This window comes from Paenibacillus amylolyticus (assembly GCF_003719335.1).
GTDB lineage: Bacteria > Bacillota > Bacilli > Paenibacillales > Paenibacillaceae > Paenibacillus > Paenibacillus amylolyticus_D.
Genome location: NZ_RIAS01000005.1, coordinates 37847 through 58378, shown reverse-complemented (window position 1 = coordinate 58378; position 20532 = coordinate 37847). Strand labels below are relative to the sequence as shown.

The following is a 20532-nucleotide window of genomic DNA, read 5'->3' as shown; positions in this document are numbered from 1 at the left end:
TACACGCTGAAATCCTCATGTATAGCGGGTTATTCAAATTATGAAATTTGTATCCAATATGCATGAGGACTTTAATTCTTTTTGCCGTTTCTCAACATCATTCTATTTCTTCAACAGCCGTTTTACCGGCAATCCGTCCAAATGTGAAGATATCGGTCAAGGCATTACCGCCCAAACGATTACCTGCATGTATCCCTCCTGCTACTTCCCCGGCGGCGTACAGATGAGCAATCGGCTGACCGTTCTCATCCAATACACGGGTTTGAGTATCAATCTTGATCCCGCCCATCGTATGGTGAACGGCAGGTTTTCTAGGCGTAGCGTAAAATGGGGCTTTTTCCACTTTTAAGCTAAACGTATCCTTGTGGAACTCGGGATCAAACCCTGCATCCACATAGGAGTTATACTTATCAATCGTTGTTCTGAGAACCTGAGGGTCCATACCCACTTTCACTGCCAGTTCTTCAATCGTATCGGCTTTGTAAAGAGTACCCGCTTCAACCTGCCGATCTATCTTTTCTTGGCTGGTATTCGCTGCGGTTTTCTTGATCTCATCGTCAGCGATTAGATAAAATAAACTTCCCTGTTCAATGGCCGCTTTAGTCAAGACATCCCGTCCAGAAAATTCATTAACAAAACGCTCACCTTTTTTGTTAACAATGACAAAGTTCTCAGGTGGTACTTGCAGTCCACTGAATAGTTCCCCAGTCTCTGGATCGGCTACAGGCATCATTTGTGTGAAACCCATGCCTGTTAATGCCGCTCCTGCGCTCTTGCCAAGTGATATTCCATCCCCTGTCATCGCATAGGAATTCGTCGTTTTGATATCATCATCGATGTGGCTCCAGTACGTGTTATATTCCTTGAGCATCTGCGTATTCGCACCAAACCCACCACTAGCAAGCACAACGGCTTTCGCATGAACGGTGATTTTCTGTCCGTTAACTCCAGTTGCAATAACACCTGCTATTTTTCCATCTTCGATGATTAACTGTTTAACCGGAGTATCTGTAATAATTTGTCCGCCATTTTCTTCTACATACTTGCTAAGTGCGATGATAAAGGCTGAGCCATAACTTTTGACAGGTTTATGACCACGTCGCCACAGGGCACCCACTGGAGCAAATACGATGCTCTTATCATATTCGACCCCGATATCTTCAAGCCACTGCACACTTTCCAAGGCACGGTCCGTAAGTACTTTGACCAGATCATATTGTCCGTAGATCGTATTGCCATTCAAGTCCGTTCGTTTGCCCCCGAAATAGGTTTGCATTCTGTGAAGCAACGGAGAGTCGAATAAATAAGCCTTTTGTGTACCGAACTTTTCCTGATATGCTGTAAACTCTTCTTTTAGAGCTTGGAAATCATCTATATATTCGGGATGGATCAGGCTCTCATCCGTACTTAATAAATTTTCGATGGTCTGTCTTTCTCCTGGATTTTCGTTAAACTGCTGTTGCCATACCGGATCTGCGGCATTCACAGGGCCACCTGAACGAATCGTATTGCCCCCCACAGCTGGATATTTCTCAAGCACAATCGCACTGGCTCCATGTTGTAAAGCTGTTGCAGCAGCACTTAAACCCGCGCCGCCTCCCCCTACAACGACCACGTCACAAGTATATTCCTCATCATCCCTCATCTGGCTGCTGGCAGGTTTTGCACGTCTTTTCAGGATATCCGGATTCACGCCGGCAAGCTTAACCGCTTTGGCAACACCGTTAATGACCGCGTTACTCGTTTCAGAAGCACCGGAGAGCGCATCCACATTAAGTGTCTGTCCTTCGATAATTTTATTCGGGATTCTTACAAAAACAACATCGGCGATGCCTTCGGTTTCTCCTTTCGAATCGATGTCGATGCTTTCAATCCGATTCTCACTAAAGGATACCTTCATTGGAAGATTCCCACTGTGACCGATGGCATTGACTTCATACACACCTGGTTTATAGGTGAACTCTTCTTCCTCGTTGAGCTGATTGGATATTTTCGCAAAACGGAGGAACCGCAAGAAACAAACCTCCAGGAAATCAATCGTGCCTTCATTGTTCAGGTTGCCTGCTTCATCAAACGCTTTATGTGCACTGCCCAGCAAAAATTCGTATCCTGGCATCACGTTCGCTTCAACACCCGGTGCATCTAGAATTTGACGAAGATGAAGCTGTGCGCGAGAGGAACCTTGCGTTCCCTGTGACGCACCAATAATCATAACGGGCTTCCCTGCCAGCGGATGGATTTCAAAGCTGAGCCATTCGAGCAGACTTTTAAGGGATGAAGGGATGGAATGATTATATTCTGGAGTTGCAATGATAACGCCATCACTTGCGATAATTTTTTCATTAAACGATTGTATAATGGCACTGTTCGTTTGGTTATCGGATTGATTAAACATCGGAACATCGGTAATATCGAGAACTTCAATGGCTGCTCTGGACTCGAAATGTTTTTGCATGAACTGAAGCAGCTTGCGATTATACGATTTCTTTGCATTGGTGCCCACGATTGCTATGATTTTCATTGTAGTCAGCCTCCTACTCTTGCCAGGAAAATTTTTTCGTTTTTTGCTTCAACGTCCGTTTGGACAGCAGTTCCGCGGTGATCTCCGTAAACAAAACAAACTCCCTGAAAATCTCTTCAAGCTCTGCTACTTTCTCTGCACTGATCAGACTGCCACTGTGATCAAATGCACTCTGCGATTTTCCCAAAAGAAACTCACTGCTAGGCATTAATCTCGCTCCAAGCTCAGGAGAATCCAGAATTTGTCTAAGATGTGCTTGCGCTCTGGAAGAACCAAGTGAGCCATGTGAAGCACCCACAATCAGAACCGGCTTGTCTTTCAACGTTTGAGTGGTATAACTGATCCATTCCAGCGCACTTTTGAGCACAGCAGGGATCGCATGATCATACTCCGGAGTAGCAATAATAATGCCCTTTGCGTTAGAAATCTTCTCCAGTAAGTCCTGCACTTTCTCTGGAATGTCAACTTCAGCATCTTCTATTTCATCCTTTTCAATAAAAGCAGGCAGATCCTTAATTTCAAACAAGTCAATCTGAGCCTCATCTGCAAAATGTTTTTGCATAAATTGAAGCAGCGTGCGGTTCGTTGATTCATCCGAATTCGTGCCGACAATAGCTAAATAATTCATCGTAATCCCCTCTCTGTCATTCGAAAATAATGTTCGTCAATGTCAGACTCGATCTTTCGGCATAACTCTAACATACGAAGGCTCGAATGATCTAATAGTTATTCATTGCAGTTTGATAACCAATTTGTTATAATCACCTCAAATTCAAAGTTTGTTATTTTTTTCACAAAGGGTGAATGACATGTCTAAATTAGAATCGCAGGATATTTTGTGTTACATCGACAGCCTTTTAAAATACAGCAATTTTAGCAAAGCGGCCCAATCCCTTTATATTTCTCAGCCCTATCTGACCAAGGTAATCAAAAAAGTCGAAAGTCAGTTGGATTGTGAGCTGATCACTCGCAACAAGCTTCCGTATCGATTAACCGAACAGGGAAAAATCTATTATCAGTATTTAACATCGCTTGAACATAGCTACGCCAAGCTCATGAAAGAAATCTCCTATGCATCGGATATCGGCAATAAAGTGTTACGAATCGGAATTCTGCCCAGCCTGGGTTCCTATTTGACACCCCTTTTCTTACCTGCATTTTTAAAGCTTCATCCTACTTATAAGATTAGTCTGATAGAGGATCTGCCTGAAAAAAATGAAAAACGGATTCAAAATGTTGAATTGGACTTCTGGATTGGGCAAAATTCGAGCAGTATTTCTCCAAATCTAAATGCGTTTAGTTGGGGCAAACACAGTTACCGGGCGGTTATTCCCCGCGGCTGTGAACTATATCAGAAGAATGTTGCCGTCATCCCGGAGGGAACGTTTGATATCCCTACCATTCTGAGCCAACAGCTCGTTTTAACGTCCAAAGGCTCTGCCGTCCGTAAACAAATCGATCAATTACTTAGTGTGCACAAAATACAACCGAGCATCGTGATGGAAAGCAACGAAATTCATACGGTGTTGAAGCTTGCCAAACAGAATATGGGCCTGACGATCATTCCCGAGAGTGTCCGGATTGACGAGTCTCCTTCCGAATACAACATCTACCCTATCCCGATTGATAAGATGAGTCTGGACTATTTTATAGCACATCATAGCGAAAGAAAGCTGACTAGTGTGGATCATGACCTTATCCATACTTTTCTCAATCATGGACAACAATGCGCAGTGTAGGAGGAGGTTTGCATGAAATCTTTTACGAAAATGATCCCTCTCATGGGAACAAAAATCTCTCTATATATCGAGGGGGAGAATGCAGAAGAGCTTGCTCAGGAAGCGGAGAACATGCTGTTCTATTACGAGAAAGTCTTTAGCGCCAATAGTGATCACTCACAGCTTGCGATGTTGAAGCAAGAAGCCGCCTCCCGTCCGCTCCAAGTCGACAGGGAACTGTATGATCTCATCAAGATAGGCAAAGAACACAGCCTGAAGGAAGATTCTTTTTTAAATATTGCGATTGGACCATTAATCAAATTGTGGAGAATCGGTTTCCGCGAGGCACATGTGCCAGAGGATATAGAGATTAAGAAGGTGCTGGCGCTCTTAAACCCTGAACATATACAGCTCGATGATGAGCAGCACACCGTGCATTTATTAAAAAAAGGCATGGAAGTCGACCTTGGAGCCATCGCTAAAGGTTATTTTGCCGATCAGGTGATGGCCTTTTTCAAGAAAAACGGAGTAACCTCAGCTATGGTCGATATGGGCGGAAATGTGCTTGTTCATGGCGATTCCCCTTCCGGCTCAAGTCACTGGAATGTGGGGATACAAAATCCCTTTTTACCCCGAGGTCATGCAGCAGCACTCGTCAGAATCAGAGAGCAATCCATCGTTACCTCGGGCATATACGAGCGCGTTTTAGAAAAGAAAGGACAGCAGTACCATCATATCTTTAGTAGCAAAACAGGCTATCCCATCGAAAGTAATGTCGCCTCTTTGACCATTATTGCGGATAGATCGCTGGACTGTGACATCTATACGACAGAATTATTCGGGTTAGATGCCGCCTCCGTTATTCATAAAGTGAATCAAATGAAACATATCGAAGCCGCCGTGATCACGACAGATGGAGACATGGCGTACACTGACAATCTGAATGGAAGAATCCATCCGATATCAAGCTAACGTTAAGAGATCGTTCATGTTATTCTTTTGATGTCCTGCGCATCATGATCATCTTTTTCTAACGTTTATTTCGTTGGCATTTCATCTTCTTTTATCAATTTGTAGTCTGCTGAATAGGTACCTTTGGTGAGCACTTTCACGAATGTACCTTGATCGAGTCGGGTACTGGTGCTGAATACTACTTTTTTGGTCTCTCCAGTTTCGGTGACACCCTGCTCTCTATACTTATATCTCCCATCATCATCTTCAGGTTCAGCTTGAACCTGAACATATACATATTCCTCTTTAATCAATGGGTTAAAACGATCCAATGGTTCACGCATAAAGATATAGAGGCCAGCGATCACAACCATACCAACAAGACAAGAACTTAGAATCCTTTTGTTCATTTGTTGTTTTCCTTTCTATAGTGCATTAGTGACGATCCTTTTGTAGTACCGGATGGTAACAACCATAAACACTAAATAAATGATGATATAAGCTGCCATACTGATGAGGATTGGAGTCAGCATGCTCGCCGCGATGAGAATTGTACTTACCTTCAAGGCAAAAGCAGCATGAGTTAACCCCATTCCCAACGGGATTAAAAATATAAAGATTTGTTTACGGATGATGCCTTTCATCATATCCCCTACCTGGAATCCGAGCTGTCGCAGTGTCCGATAATGAGATTTCTCTTGTTCGGCCTCGGTCATCTGTTTAAAGTACAAAATACTTCCGGTGGAAAGGATAAAGACCAAACCCAAAAACCCGGCAATGAAAATGAGCATTCCAAAGTTTTGACGTGATCCCTCATAAGCGGAATAAAAGTCGGTGAGATAACGATCTTTGTCCACATTCTCGTTAAAGATGCTAGAAGCATCAGCTGATCTTTCCTTATCCAATATGTTAAAAACCTCAAACGTCACCGATTTTTTGTTCTCATCCTCCTGAATGCTGTCCCTCATTCGCTTGAACGTTTCTTCAGAAACCAGTAATTGATCTCCACGGAAAACGTAATTCATGACATTCTGAAGCTTGTTCTTGGAGACGGTTAATAGATTAACTTCATCGTTGGATGCATACTGCACCTCTTCTAGAGGCGGAACTTCCATTCCCTCGATTACTGCTCGCGAATTATGATAAATGGCTTCATTTTTCAAGGGAAGTTCCACCTTTAATCCAACCTGCACCATCTGCTCTGCGGAGAAAAGCAAAAAGGGTCTGTTGCTATGACTTGGTTTGGACTGCTGTTCATAATCCACCCATGAGCCATTAAATTGAATGGCATCGACCTGGTGTTGATCGAATGCAATCCGTGCCGTTTCTAACTTACTGGATATCACAGCGGCATCTTCTGGCATATCCACTGCAAAATCAAATGGCATCGCCAATCTGACATCCTTTTCAATGGAATAATATAATGAATATGAGAGCGAAATCATCGTGATTGTCATCGCAGATAATATCGTGATTAACGTTAGCGAGTTGGCGTGACCTTTCATTCTGTGCATTAATGGTGCTATCGAAAGGCTGTTAACCAAGCCAAGGTTTCCATTTTGTCTTTTTCGATAAACAAATAATATCCAGCTAACCGTTGTATGAAAGGTCAAGTAAGTTCCAAGTATGGTGCTGACGAGCACGACTAACATCAGAAAAATCAGAGCATCTGCATCGTATCCAATAAAGGTAGATACATAATAACCAAGCCCGATCAGACACACCCCTGCCAGCCCTAAAATACCTGACACGATGCTGGGACGTTTAACCAATGGATCATGCCTATGATTGGCCTGAAACAATTGCAACAACGTACTGCGGTAGATCGTCCATACAATTTGGAAAGAAGTGATCACAAGCAAGCAAGTAAACACAGCAATCGTTTGAAGTAATGCTTGACCGGAAAAGGTTAAACCGATCTTGGCATCAAGCCCTAAGATGCTCATTAACAGTAAGAGGAACAGTCGCGAGAGCAAAGTTCCAACCACCGTTCCGATCAGTAAAGCGCCTAGACCAAGAATACTATGTTCCAAGATCAATACCCGTGCGACCCAAGCCCTGGACAAACCAATCAACTGGTATAATCCAATCTCTTGACTACGCCTTCTGATAAAGATATTTGTCGCATACATCGTAAACACAATCGTTATAAGAATAAGCAGGATGCCTGCAATTTGAAAAGCTGTTGAGAAATTCATGCTGGATTGAACCGTCTCCATTACGGTTTGATCATTTTGCAGAGTAGATAAGATAAAATACAAACTGATGCTGAAGATCATCGCGAAAAAATAAAGATAATACATTTTGATATTTTTCCGCATGCTACGCATGACGAGTTTTCGTATGTTCATTGAGGACCGCCCCCTCCAAGCACGGCCTGCATATCCAGAATGTCTTTGAAGAAAGATTCTCTCGTTTTCTCTCCCCGATACAATTCAGCAAAAATCTTACCATCCTTCAGAAAAACTACTCGGCTACAATAGCTGGAAGCCAGCGGGTCATGAGTAACCATGATAATGGTAACGTGCCGTGACTGGTTGATCCCATGTAAATTTTCGAGTAAATTGGAAGCGGCTTTCGAGTCCAGAGCACCCGTAGGCTCATCTGCAAAAACAAGTGATGGAGAGTGAATTAACGCTCGTGCCGCGGAGGTACGTTGCTTTTGGCCGCCTGAAATTTCAGTAGGATACTTATCCGCTAACTCTTCAATGCCTAAAATGGCTGCAATCTCAATAAACTCATGTTCAGCTTGGGTTTTACTTATTTTTGTTAACGATACAGGAAGTAAGATATTCTCTTTGACCGTTAACGTATCGAGCAGATTGTAATCCTGAAAGATAAAACCTAGATGTTGACGACGGATATCGGAAAGTTGGTTATCCTTCATTTTAGAAATCTCATGCTCTTGTATAAAGATCTTGCCATCGGTAGCCCGGTCAATCGTCGCTAACGTATTGAGAAGTGTGGTCTTACCCGAACCGGAAGGTCCCATAATGCCGACAAACTCTCCCTCAGTCACACGAAGGTCAATGCCTTGTAATACCTGTTGTACATTTCCTTTTGAACCATATGATTTACGCACACCTTCTGCATTCAAAACGGTTTTCGGTATCTTTTGTTGTGTCATCCCATGCACTCCAATCGAGTTGTTCTATATACAGTGTAGTTCTTTTCGGCGTCTGGGTCGTAAGCTTTAGATGATAAAACAGTCTCAAATGTGATATTTTCGTCACCTTGCCGATTCACTGGAATACTTGTGCCCAATTAAAAAAACAGCCAGGCTGTAGAAAACATCCTGACTGCTCTATGATTGCCTCACTTATAGTAAGGTTCGTCTAAGCTGTTCAAACGGGTTGTCACTCTTGAATATCATCGAGAACGATGTTCCTTCCCCCACAGCTGAAGCAACTTCAAGTTGCAAATGTAACTTCTTGCTTATGTCTTTCGCTAGGTAAAGGCCCATTCCAGTAGCCGAGTTCTGTATTCTCCCATTTTCACCTGTAAAACCTTTATCAAATATGCGAGGTAGATCATGTACCTGTATGCCAGGTCCTTTATCTTGGATGGTAACAATTACAGATGCATTATCATGGAGACCTGTATGAATAATTAGATTTCCGTTGGTTGGACTGTACTTGATTGCATTCGTTAAGATTTGTCTGATCACAAATCTGCACCACTTTTTATCGGTATACACGGTAGAGGCAGTGTCTCCCGTCAGCTCAATGGATATATTTTTTTCCATACACCATATCGATAACTCACGAATTTCTGCTCGTAACAGTTCTTGTACTCCCAGCTTCTCTGGTAGTAAGTCAGCGTCCAAATTGGCTAATCGTGAAATATAAAGCTGTTGATCCACTAATAAGTGCATCCTGAGCCAAGACGCATTTAACCGGCCAGCCAGCTCATTCGAACGATGGGCATCCATCGTGATTTTCATCGCCGTAAGGGGTGTTTTCATTTCATGTACCCATGAGGCAAGATCCGTATGTTCCATGCGTTGGGCGGATCGATTCTCGCGGCGCTTGATTTGATCATGTTGATGAATATTTTCCAATAAAGCATATACCATAGCATCAGGAAAAGAACTTTTAGGTTTGGGGATGTCTTCAAACCAGTCTTCCTCGATGCGATTAGAAACGGTGAGCAATGATTTATAATAAGATGTTTCCTTTTTATATCTCCAAACCAAGAAAGCCAAAAAGATAATGAGAAATAATGAATTCAAATAGATGAGAGACTGTGCCTCCACAGGGATGCCAGCATCCAGTTGTATTAAGACATTGGTCAGCAGAAGCAATAAGCCAATTAAGGCGATCCAGCTTTTTTTATACTTGAGATAAGCAATGAACAATGGGAACCTCCTAAAGAGTAACGGCCATATACCCCAAACCTTTTTTCGTTACAATTCCATCAGCCAAGTTAAGGTAGGACAGCTTTTGACGTAATCTTGTGATGTTTGCTGTTAAGGTATTGTCATTAATAAACTGATCATCATCCCAGAGCATCTGCATCAGTTCATGGCGTGAGATGATTTTGTTATTGGATTTCACTAAAGCCGATAGGATAAAAAATTCATTTTTGGTCAAGTCAATCGTCTTACCATCTTTATGAATTTCACCACTTTTCAAATCAAGTATCGCTTGATTCCATTCCATCACATCGGAGGAAGCCTCCTCATACGTGTAGGTTCGACGAAGAATAGCTTGCACCTTGGCAATCAGTACATCCATGTGAAATGGTTTCGGAACATAATCGTCTGCCCCCAAATTCATCGCCATCACCATATCCATCGGATGATCTCTGGAGGAAAGAAAAATAATCGGCACTTTCGACACGGCACGGATCTCTCTGCACCAATGAAATCCGTCAAACTTCGGAAGCTGTATATCAATAATCACCAGATGGGGCCGCTGTTCAACAAAGTCATCCATTACACGTCCGAAATCCGTTGGACTACTAACTTCATATGACCACTGACTCAATCCTTCTCGAAGTGCTCCAAGAAGAAGAGCATCGTCCTCAATAATAAAGATGTTCATATTCATCGTAACACTCCTTATCTATATACATATCCATTCTAAAATAAAAACGAGCAAAAAAACACCGAGAAGAACTAGGCGTCCTTCATTGACGCTTCCTGAGGATACAACTCGTATCTAAACTGAATTAAGGATTTTACACAAGCCACTCCGATGACAGAATAACCTTCCTATCGCTGTTATCCCCAGATTTTTTGATTCCCTTTTCCAAAGGGAAAATCCGGTGATAAAGGCGACCGCTTCGCTTTTTCAGGTTTTTTCTGTCCTCTCCGTTAAAGTGTAAATGAATAGTTCAACATATAAGCATTCAAAACCTATAGAGTTCAAAAAAACCGCCATTGAAGGCGGTCTATAAAGAAATGTTTATTTCTGTTAATAAATGACAGTATGTATATCAGAGTGTTTCAATTAATTTCTGAATCTTAGATTCGGAAATAAAATATACTGGGCCTAAGATATTTATTTTGCCTTTCTTTACACGAATAGCACTCTCCTGCTCTGCCGCATAAACATTCATCTCTTCAGATAGTGGAAACAGGTATCCTTTAACAAACGTGCTGTAGTCGCGTCTAGCATGAGATTCATAGGCAAAATGATCAAAGCTCAGACCCTCATAAAACGTAGTTGTTTCATCCTTAGGGTTAGCATCAGCCGAAGATATCCATTTTGCAGCCATATTTAATGCACCGGCACTTGCACCGATGATAACGGCGTTACTGTTCTTAATCATATCGGATAGTTCATATTCCGCCAAAAACTTGTGCTGCTGAACAGGATCTCCACCACATAGAAAGATGACAGAAGCGTTCTGAATGAGCTGCTGAGCCTCTTCTTTCTGCATACGATAATCAATAAAGTGATGTTCATCAAAACTAAGATTAGCCTGAGTTAACCATGTCCATTCCGTTAAATCATCAAAGTTCACTTGCTCTCCTTCATAATCAGACGGCTCAGCGCTAATCATCACAAGCGATTTTCTATCTGTGATATCCTCTTGCAATCATTCAACCAGTTTCTCTGGAAAAACATCATTAAACCAACTGAAATAATAGTGAGTACTCAAACTGTATTACCTTCATATGTATAATTGACCTATTTCTATACTTAAGAAAACTAAAAACATAACTCCATACTAACATAGCATCGAATTAAATGATGAGAAATAGTCCCATCTCCGAAAGGAAGTATGTCCGTTGCCCTATTCAGACCTGCCCATCCTATAAGATAATATAGAGTATATATAAACTTCGAATAAGGGATGGGATGATCATGAGTACGTTGCAACCAATTATCCATGTCTTGCAACATTCGTCCGATGAAGACGTCATCGAACAATTTTTTGAGTACGAGTCATTAATCTGGATTGATTGGAGAGAAGACGAAGGGGATGTGATCCATTACTTTAACGATCAACTGCCGGAACCTCACCAAATCCAGTGTAAAATTATCCAAATCGACAAACCAAGGGGCGTCGATATCGTGTTAAGTTCGGACGAGCGTACACTGACGATTCCGTTCGCCGATGATCGGACCGATCGGGACAGTGCCGTTCGGGCTATGGAAGAGATGATCGCTCCCCAATATCAGATTCGATGGTTTATGGAGTCCCTGGGCAGTGACACGTTAGCATTTCTATTATTGTCTACGGAACAGTGGGGAGAGCTTGAGAACCAATTCGGCAAAGAAAAGCTGGAATTCCACTTCCAACCAGTAACAAGTGAAAGCGCTATGTTTTCCCTCGACATGGATGACGTCTTCACATTAGTTGAAACAAGGCAAAAAGCGCGCACCTCTGAATAGGCTATGAAAACTCTTTGTACTCTACTCTAAGTTCCACGGTTTTTTATATCAAAAACGCCATCACGTAATGTGATGGCGTTCCTTTTATTATGAAGCCTAGGAGGCTAACAGCTTCGTCTTGGCTCCATGTAGATACCCTATCCTATACTCAACGTGTCTACATCAAACTCCATAAATTATAGATCATCACGGCTGCTTCGTCACGGTTAGCCGTTTTCTTCGGTGCAAACTCATCGTTACCTACACCGTTTATGATGCTTGCTCCCCGCATTGCCTCTACAGCTTGCTTCGCATAGTTTGCGATGTTTGCTTTATCCTTGAAAGCTCTAGCTTCGCGATCTGGTAATTTTAGTTGCTTCAATCGGATCGCCTTGTATACCATAACGGCCATATCTTCTCGCGTAATATTCTCATGAACTCCGAAACTTCCATCTGGTTTCCCGTTCACAATTCCCAGCTTCTGCGCGGTTGCGATATTTCCATGGTACCAATCTCCTTGTTCCACATCACTAAAACTTGCCGCCGCGCTCTCATCCGATAACTCCAACACATTCATCAGCATCGTGATAAATTCTGCTCTTGTCACCTGAGCTTTCGGATTAAACTCGCCGTCACCTACACCCTTTACAATGCCTCTTGCTCCCAATGCCGAGATCGCATCTTTCGCCCAGCCTTGGGTCACATCCTGAAAGCTCGTTGCAACATACGCTACCGTATACTTACTTAGATCCGTTGGTTTGAACTCTACTTGACCTGTCCCTGCATTGTATTTACCATTCATCACAACTCTTCGCTCTCCGTTGTCCTTCACATCGTATACGATGATGTTGTTTGGATTCTCGGAAGCCTTCAGCGTATATGGCAATGCAATCACAAGATCATCTCTACCATCAAACTCCGTTAGCTTCGTACCATCCATCGTTAGCTTGATATCGTATACGACCTTATCATCTAACCTAGCTTGTGTGCCAGCTGGCAGTTGATTCGCTGCCATTCTCATAACCGACAATCCTAACGTTTTCCCTGTGCTTATTCCTGATCCAAGCCTTTCGGTAGCCAACGTTACGACTGCAGAACCCATGTTGATCTCGATGCTACCTACTTTAGAAGTTGCACTAGTTAAGCGCGGATCTACGGCTAGCTCAACGGTTAGCTCGTTCAAGCTTTGATCACCTTCAACTCGCACCTGCAGCTTACCGCCTGTCGTTCGATCAAGCGCACGCTTCACCGTATCTGGACTTAACTTCACTTTAGAAACACCGTTCTCATTAACAACTGGCTTAATGTTTATTTGACCGTTGTCCATTACCACCGGCTCACTTCCACCTGTAGAAGCTGGTGGTGCTGTAGGTGCAGGGATGTTACTGCCACTGGCATTGCCACCATCTCCATTACCACTGCTTGGTGCTTGTGGTGTTCCCGACACCACAACTCCTGCGGATTCATTCCCTGCTGCATTTACCGTAGTAATACGGAATTCATAACGCCTACCATTCGCAAGTCCTGTGACTTCATAACTGCTAGCCGCATGATTCAGCGTTACCGTCTTAAACTCTGTATTTCCATGACCTGTAATCTTAATAGCGACCAGATCGCTTTCTGCAGGATTACTCCATTTCAAAGTCAGCTTCTGATTACCCGCTATTACGCTTGTTCCGGTTACTTCTCCTGGTGCAGTCGGTTCAAATAGTGGTGTCACCGTTACTGTAGCGCTGGATGATAAATTACCATCTACTGTAGTTACGGTTATTATTGCTGTTCCTGGTGCAACCGCTGTTACTCGACCTGTCGCACTTACAGTAGATACAGCTGGGTTACTTGAGCTCCAGGTTACTGCTTTTTTCGTTGCGTTTGCCGGTGTGATCGTAGCTGTTAATTGTCCTGATTGACCTTCTACGATGGACAACGTCGTTTTGTCCAAGCTAACTCCGTTAACGGGTACCTTCTTCCCACTGAGTGAATCATACTCACTTTGTGTAATGGGAATGACCGTTCCGTGACGCGGACTGGCGGGTAAGTTGTAGTTAGAAGATAATGTCCACTGACCTGATGCAAGGTTGGTTGTCTCGAATGGAATATAACCTCTTCCACCAAACTCATCCACGAATAAATACCATTTTTCTTCTGTATTCGATTTGAAGATCGTTGGACCCTCAACCCATTTCATGTTACCCACACCTTGATTAACCATCTTGAAGGCTGGATCTAAGATCGAGTCACCCACCTCTTGGAAAATCATCTTGCCAAATGGAGCAGCAGCTCCGTTGTCCTGCTCATCCTTCGTAAAACGATATACTTTACCATCATGCTCAATCATTGTGGTGTCAATGATGGAATATCCATAATCCAAATATTCTTTCGGCTCAGTAAACGTATAGAAATCTCTTGTCTTGCTATACATCATTTTTTGATAAGCGTTACCTGTATGGGATGCATCACCAAACATTCTTGATGCCCAAAATACGATATATTCGCCTGTTGTCTTGTCGTACATGATTTCTGGTGCCCAAGTATTACCCGCTTCTTCCGGTGCAACCTCTACCATGCGTTGATCTGTCCAGTTGACGAGATCATTCGATTCCCAAACCATTATGGAACGGCTACCCCACGTCTGTGCTCTGCCCCAGTCACCATTACCGTTGATTTTGAGATCGGTAGCGATCATGTAGAACTTGTCGCCTTCAGGCGAACGAATAATGAATGGATCACGTACTCCCTTCTCCCCTAAGGTAGAGGTCAGTACAGGTTTACCCTCATTCAGTTCTCGCCAGTTTAACGGATCATTACCGTTACTTAGTGCAAAATAAACTTGCTCACCAGTTGAAGTCCCTTCCCCAGTGAAATATGTGAAGAAGTATCCCGCATATTTTTCATCAGCAGGTCGTTCCTTGACCTTTGCAATAAACTCCTTCGTTGTGGATGCTGAGTTTAATGCAATCGTAGCTGTAAGCTTCACGTCTACATCTCCACTACCATGGGCCGGACGTTGCACTTCACCAGTTCCTGAAAGGACGTTTGGTTGAGCCGAAGCCCAAGTAATCGTTGATCCATATAATCCAGATGTCGTTAAGGAGAGATGACCTCTTACATCCTGAATGTTATGAACAACTAGTGCCGCTTTTGCTTCCTCTACAGCATTGGCATCGCTCGGCAATGCTTTAACCCTCAACGTAAAGGTTTTGTTAACTGTCTCTATACCATCTGTAAATACCGCTGTTAACGTTACAACTTGATCGCCAGTTGCGTTATTTGGTCTAGTTACGACACCTGTAGTTGAGATCACATTGCTTTTATCCGTTGTCCAGCTTATCGTGGTGCCATAAGTACCTGATGTTGGCAAGGTTACATTGCTTGTAATCGCATCTTTGGATGTATTCGTGGCAAGCAGATCAATGATCGTTAACTTCTCTGCCGCAGCCGATACAAGCATGCCCTCCATTGAAGCAATCTTCTGATCAGCACGAGCCTTAAGTGTCGTAACATCTGCCGCAGTCATAGCACCATCATAGATTTGGAAGTCTGCAATCAACCCGCCGAAGTATGGATCAGCTGTATAAAATGACTTACCGATGTATCCACTGCTGCCTGAAGTATTTTTTATTTGTTCTAGCGTCATTCCATTGGTTGAGCCTGATGCAACAGCAACACCATCAATATAAATTATTAGTGTACCATCCTTGCCTGAAACAACGGTCGTAACTACTTTCCATTCATTATTCTTTAACCCCGTGGTAGAAGTTGAAGACTCATTGTTCCAGGCATTCGTCGCGATTCCTAAACGGGCTAGCCCGTTAGCATTATAACGTGGTGTGAAATACGTATAGTGCGTGTTATTATTTGGTCTTCCTAACGCATACAACCACTCCGCAGCGTTTTTTCCGTTCCAGTTCACAATAGATGAAACGGTGATATCCGTTAATCCATCGAGAATTCCTTGTGGCAACTCTACATAGGAATCTGCTCTGCCCCCATTAAAGCTCAATACACCAGCATCTTCTGTACGAATCCATTCTGCCTTAGACGGATTCTTCCATTTTCCGTTGAAGTTACCTGTTTGATCAATAACCGTATCACCATTGATATCATTCATATCGTAGTGGAGAATGAGCTCAGCCCCGGATGGCTGCTCTACTGGAGGAGTAATGTCTTCATCCGCTAATGCTGCAATCTCTTCAGCGGACAATGCACGATTATAAATACGGAAATCATCCAATTTACCAGCAAACAGACGATCCGAGCTATTTCTCGATTTACCAATATAGTTCATCGTTGTTTCCAGTAACATTCTTGGCTCCACGTTAAATGTCGAGCTGCGTTTAACCTCTTGGCCATTCACATACAGTACTGCCTCAAACTCATCCATCGTAATGGCAACATGCTGCCAAGTCTTCGTTGGTAATAATCCAGCATTTCGCAATGCATATTTATAATCTGCTCCGAGTCTCGTGCTGTCGTTGCTAAATTTCTCTGTAAAAGGGGTTACGACAGCGAACTCCAGACTACCTGTATCACCTTGTGTACTCAAGTACATGGTGTTGCGGTTAACCTGTCTGTATGTTTCGGAAGCAAAATCAAATATTCTTTGATTGGCCTGATTTTTGTCCATTTGAACCCATGTAGAGAACGTAGCCTTCTCCAGATTCAAGGATTGAATTAGGTTATCTGGCAGTTTCACATATCCTGTTGACCCATTAAGCTCTAGCGAAGCGCCCGTTTTACCGATGTGATTCTCTTCATTAATCATGGCTCCACCTACCAGTGTTGCGTGATGGCCATTCCCCGAAATGTCGTTTAACGTTGTACCATTCACTGAATTTGCATCAAATGAGTAATGTACAACCGGGTCTGTTGATGGTGCTGGGCCTTTTAATGCATACTTCTCTTGCAAAGCATTATACTCCGCACGTGAGATCGGAATCACCGTTCCGTGTCGTGGCCCTGGAGGAAGTGCATATTGATCACTACTTAATACATTATTAATATATTGTGAGCTGCTATCCAAATCTGTTGTATATCGCACATGATATGGCCATGAATCCAGGAACAGATACCATTTGTCTTTATGAATATCTTTAAAAATCGTTTGTCCTTCGTTATTTCCATTTTTTCCGATCAAACCGAGTTTGTTATCACGTGTACCCGGAACAGCGTCGTATTGAAGACCATTTGCGGCAATACCGTCCTTGTCATAGTAGAAATTCGGTGCTTTCTCCACATACACTTTGGTATTGACTTCTGATTTGGTAAATCGATACAACATATCATTATGCTCAATAAACGTCGTATCAATGGTTGGAAGTGACTCATCAATCATGACTTTTGGCTCTGAAAAGTTATAGAAATCTCGTGTTGTTGCATAGTACATCACATTGTACTGACCTGCCGGTCTTCCGTTATAATCACCGTATGTCTCTGTGTTTTTCATCGATGATGCCCAAAATACGATATACTCTCCGGTTACCTGATCATAGATTGCTTCTGGTGCCCATGTATTTCCTGCCGTCTTGGGAGCAACCTTGATCATACGCTGCTGGCTCCAGTTGACGAGATCCTCCGACTCCCAAATCATCATGTAATGACTGCCTGTAATTTGAGCCTGGTCGAAATTCGTACTTTCGCCCATTTTCAAATCGGTTGCCAGCATATAGAATTTATCACCTTCTGCTGAACGAATAACGAATGGATCACGAAGTCCTTTTTCACCCATATTCGATTGAAGGATCGACTTACCATTATTCAGGGCTTTCCAGAACAATGGGTCTTCAGCTGTAGCGAAGGAGATTTCTTCACCACCCTCATATTCACCTGTAAAGTACGCAAAGAAGTACGCATCATGCTGTACTGGCGCAGCTGTTTTTTTAACGGTAAGGTCAAACGTACGCTCTTTAGAAGCTGTACCATTTGTAATTGTGGCTGTTAACGAAACGGGTACATCCGTAGCTTGACGGCTTACCCAGCCCAGCTGTGTAGCGTTTCCAGCCGCTTCGGCTGTTCCTTTAACAACAGTAGGTTTGCTAGACGTCCATCTAATGGTAGATCCTTGTTCACCTGTAGTCACAAGACGTAAGTTGCCTTTAACGTTGTCTGCATTGTAAATCTCTAATTGTTCAGCATCCAGGTCAATCTTCTGTTGATCATCAAATTGCTTCAAAATCGTAACAGGAAATACAGCCGCTTTAGATACTCCTTGATACGTTAAAGTTGCTGTGAGTTCTGCTTGAGCATCACTTGCTTGAGCATTTGGACGTTCTACAACTCCACTGTTAGAAATGACGGAAGGATAACTGGAACTCCAAGTGATGTTGACACCGTTTTTACCACTCGTTGGCAAGGCGACGTTTTTCGTTATTTTATCCGCACTCTGATCTGCTTCGTCTAAGTAACGATCTATGCTAAGTTGATTCGACGCATCATCAACAGTAAGCTGACGTATTTGGGAGATGTGAGTTACTGCTTCTTGTTGATATAACTCCCCCACTTCTTGCTCCGTCAATGCGCGATTATATACTCGGAAATCAGCCAGGCTTCCTTGAAGATATGGATCGTTCGCGAAGATGGACTTTCCGATAAAACCAGAGAACGTAGAAGCCGGATTAATGATTTCTGCCAGCTTTAGTCCCTTCGCATTACCTGAAGCAACTTTAACTCCATCCACAAATAATGTGATCCTGTTGCTGGCTTCAGAGAAGGACACCGTTACATGCTTCCACTGTCCACCGATCAGGTTGGAATTTGCGCTGCCTGTAACTAATGCTTCGTTCGGCCAGCCATTTTTAGATATACCCGTAGCAATCATATTGCCTGATCCGCTACCGTGACGTGGGGTTACAAAAAAATATTTATTCGTTTCCGGTGTTAACACTGTACCCAGACCGAAAATCCAGCGATTCGTACCATCATTCGTCCAGTTCACGATGGAAGATACGGTAATCTCATTCAGACCCTGTAATAGATCTAGTCCGTTTGTGCCCTTAGGAATCTCAACATATCCACTATTCGATGCAGAGCTTCCTCCATTGAAGGATATAAAACCAACCTCACTGTTAGAAATGAATTGTCCATTGTTTCGATTTCTAAATATCCCATCAAATTTAACTTTCTTATTGGCGACATCCTTTAGTACGAGTTGACCATCTACCTCTGCAGTGGTTTTCATGTTGTAATGAAGAATCAGATCATCATTTTGTGACTTTTCTTGTACGCTAATAGTTGAGACAGCTATATAATCTCCATCCTCCGTTTGTACCGTAATGGTGGCTGTACCTTCACTAACCGCTGTAACGTTACCGGCCAAATTGACATTTGCTACACTGGAATCACTAGATGTCCATGTAACCCTTTTATTGGTTGCATTTAATGGTGAAATTGTAGCCACTAATGCCTCGCTGTCCCCCACGGATAAACGAAGTGTAGATTTATTAAGCGAAACACCTTTAACAGCAATCTGCTCAATAGAGTCATCTTTTGGCCGCAAGTTAACGATAAACTCTTTCGTTACTTGGCTACCACCTAAAGAAATGGTTGCCGTTAACGTCACTTGTTGCTCTATTTCTCGTAAAAACACTTCTCCCGTTGGACTAATCGCACTCTCATCACTGGAAGTCCACGATATCGATGCCCCATACTTATTGGCAGAAGGGAGTTCAAGAGATTCGGTAACGGCAGATACATCACCTAACGTTAGCTCTTTTTTACTTTGTTGTATTTGCTTTTCATCGAGCGATTGTTGATATACTCCAGCGATATCTTCACTACTTAATGCCGCTCCGTAAATTCTTAAATCTTGAAAGCTACCGGCAAAAGTAGCATCCGCTAAATAATTGGAGCGACCGATATAAGCTTGCAAATCCGTACCAAAGCTTGCTGTTGTTTTCTCTTTGGCGACGGTGCCTATACTTACTCCGTTAATGTAGCCTGTAATAGAGCGTTCTGTGATAACCGTTGTATAGTGAACCCATTGACCTTCATACTGTGACGTAGAAGTGCCTGATACGCCTACCTCAGTCGTCCAAGGCTGATCAACATTATTGCGATCTGTAAATACGGACTTAAAATCACCACTTGGATTGGATGGATTAAACAGCCAGTAATTCGTTGGCAAATTATTTTCAGTTGCTGGCGTACCGTAGAATAATGCTGCGTAGTTCCCGCGTCCAGTGTTACTCTTCATCCATACAGAGATTGTTGTGTTTTCTTGATGATCAAACAAACCCGTAGGAAGTTGTACATAGTTCGTATTACTATCGGTCCCTCCCGGTAGAGTAAGACCATCGTCGTACGTAATGTTGCCTACAGCCGTTCCATGATTGCCATTACCAGATGTATCCAATACATCTTCAAGCAATGGATAATGCGCCAACATCATTGGTGTTACTGTGTCCGCTGAAGCTTGATTGTTAAACGGTATACCCAAACTAAAACAGCTGCTGAAGGTCAAAAGTAAAACTAAAGTTATGTTTGTAATTCGCTTTCGCATAGCATTCTTCCCCTCGTTTAA

12 protein-coding genes are annotated in these 20532 nt (G+C 42.9%); 3 read left to right on the top strand and 9 right to left on the bottom strand.

What is annotated here, in order from left to right; genetic code table 11:
• Positions 1-97: 97 nt before the first annotated feature.
• Positions 98-2521 (bottom strand): flavocytochrome c, encoded by a 2424-nt coding sequence (locus tag EC604_RS11005; RefSeq protein ID WP_123064231.1) that lies wholly within the window; start codon positions 2519-2521, stop codon positions 98-100.
• Between the two features lie 13 nt (positions 2522-2534).
• A complete protein-coding gene (locus EC604_RS11000) occupies positions 2535-3149 on the bottom strand; it encodes an NADPH-dependent FMN reductase (protein WP_123064230.1) in 615 nt (204 codons plus the stop codon).
• Between the two features lie 181 nt (positions 3150-3330).
• Here EC604_RS11000 and EC604_RS10995 point away from each other — a divergent pair, with 181 nt between their 5' ends.
• Positions 3331-4260 (top strand): LysR family transcriptional regulator, encoded by a 930-nt coding sequence (locus EC604_RS10995; protein ID WP_123064229.1) that lies wholly within the window; start codon positions 3331-3333, stop codon positions 4258-4260.
• Between the two features lie 12 nt (positions 4261-4272).
• The gene (locus EC604_RS10990) at positions 4273-5211 is read left to right on the top strand and encodes an FAD:protein FMN transferase (protein ID WP_123064228.1); all 939 of its coding nucleotides are present in this window, start codon (positions 4273-4275) and stop codon (positions 5209-5211) included.
• A gap of 65 nt (positions 5212-5276) precedes the next feature.
• Here EC604_RS10990 and EC604_RS10985 read toward each other — a convergent pair whose 3' ends face one another.
• The 6 genes from EC604_RS10985 to EC604_RS10960 all read right to left on the bottom strand — a co-directional run bounded on the left by EC604_RS10985 (position 5277) and on the right by EC604_RS10960 (position 11199).
• Positions 5277-5600, bottom strand: a complete 324-nt coding sequence (locus tag EC604_RS10985; protein ID WP_123064227.1) for a YxeA family protein — start codon at positions 5598-5600, stop codon at positions 5277-5279.
• A 15-nt stretch (positions 5601-5615) separates the two neighbouring features.
• Positions 5616-7541, bottom strand: coding sequence for an ABC transporter permease (locus tag EC604_RS10980; protein ID WP_123064226.1), 1926 nt, complete (start codon positions 7539-7541; stop codon positions 5616-5618).
• The gene (locus tag EC604_RS10975; RefSeq protein ID WP_123064225.1) at positions 7538-8317 is read right to left on the bottom strand and encodes an ABC transporter ATP-binding protein; all 780 of its coding nucleotides are present in this window, start codon (positions 8315-8317) and stop codon (positions 7538-7540) included. The genes EC604_RS10980 and EC604_RS10975 overlap by 4 nt, the downstream gene beginning before the upstream one ends.
• Before the next feature lie 192 nt (positions 8318-8509).
• On the bottom strand, positions 8510-9547 hold the full coding sequence (locus EC604_RS10970) for a sensor histidine kinase (RefSeq protein WP_123064224.1): 1038 nt from the start codon (positions 9545-9547) through the stop codon (positions 8510-8512).
• Between the two features lie 10 nt (positions 9548-9557).
• On the bottom strand, positions 9558-10241 hold the full coding sequence (locus EC604_RS10965; protein ID WP_123064223.1) for a response regulator transcription factor: 684 nt from the start codon (positions 10239-10241) through the stop codon (positions 9558-9560).
• Positions 10242-10629: 388 nt separating this feature from the next.
• Positions 10630-11199 carry a Type 1 glutamine amidotransferase-like domain-containing protein gene (locus EC604_RS10960; RefSeq protein ID WP_345789269.1) on the bottom strand — a complete coding sequence of 190 codons (570 nt, stop codon included), beginning with the start codon at positions 11197-11199 and terminating at the stop codon, positions 10630-10632.
• A gap of 305 nt (positions 11200-11504) precedes the next feature.
• On the opposite strand from EC604_RS10960, the gene EC604_RS10955 reads away from it, so the two are divergent.
• Positions 11505-12035, top strand: coding sequence for a glutathione reductase (locus tag EC604_RS10955; protein ID WP_123064222.1), 531 nt, complete (start codon positions 11505-11507; stop codon positions 12033-12035).
• A gap of 157 nt (positions 12036-12192) precedes the next feature.
• Here EC604_RS10955 and EC604_RS10950 read toward each other — a convergent pair whose 3' ends face one another.
• Complete coding sequence (locus EC604_RS10950; protein WP_205127928.1) at positions 12193-20448, bottom strand: immunoglobulin-like domain-containing protein; 8256 nt, start codon at positions 20446-20448, stop codon at positions 12193-12195.
• Between the last annotated feature and the right edge of the window lie 84 nt (positions 20449-20532).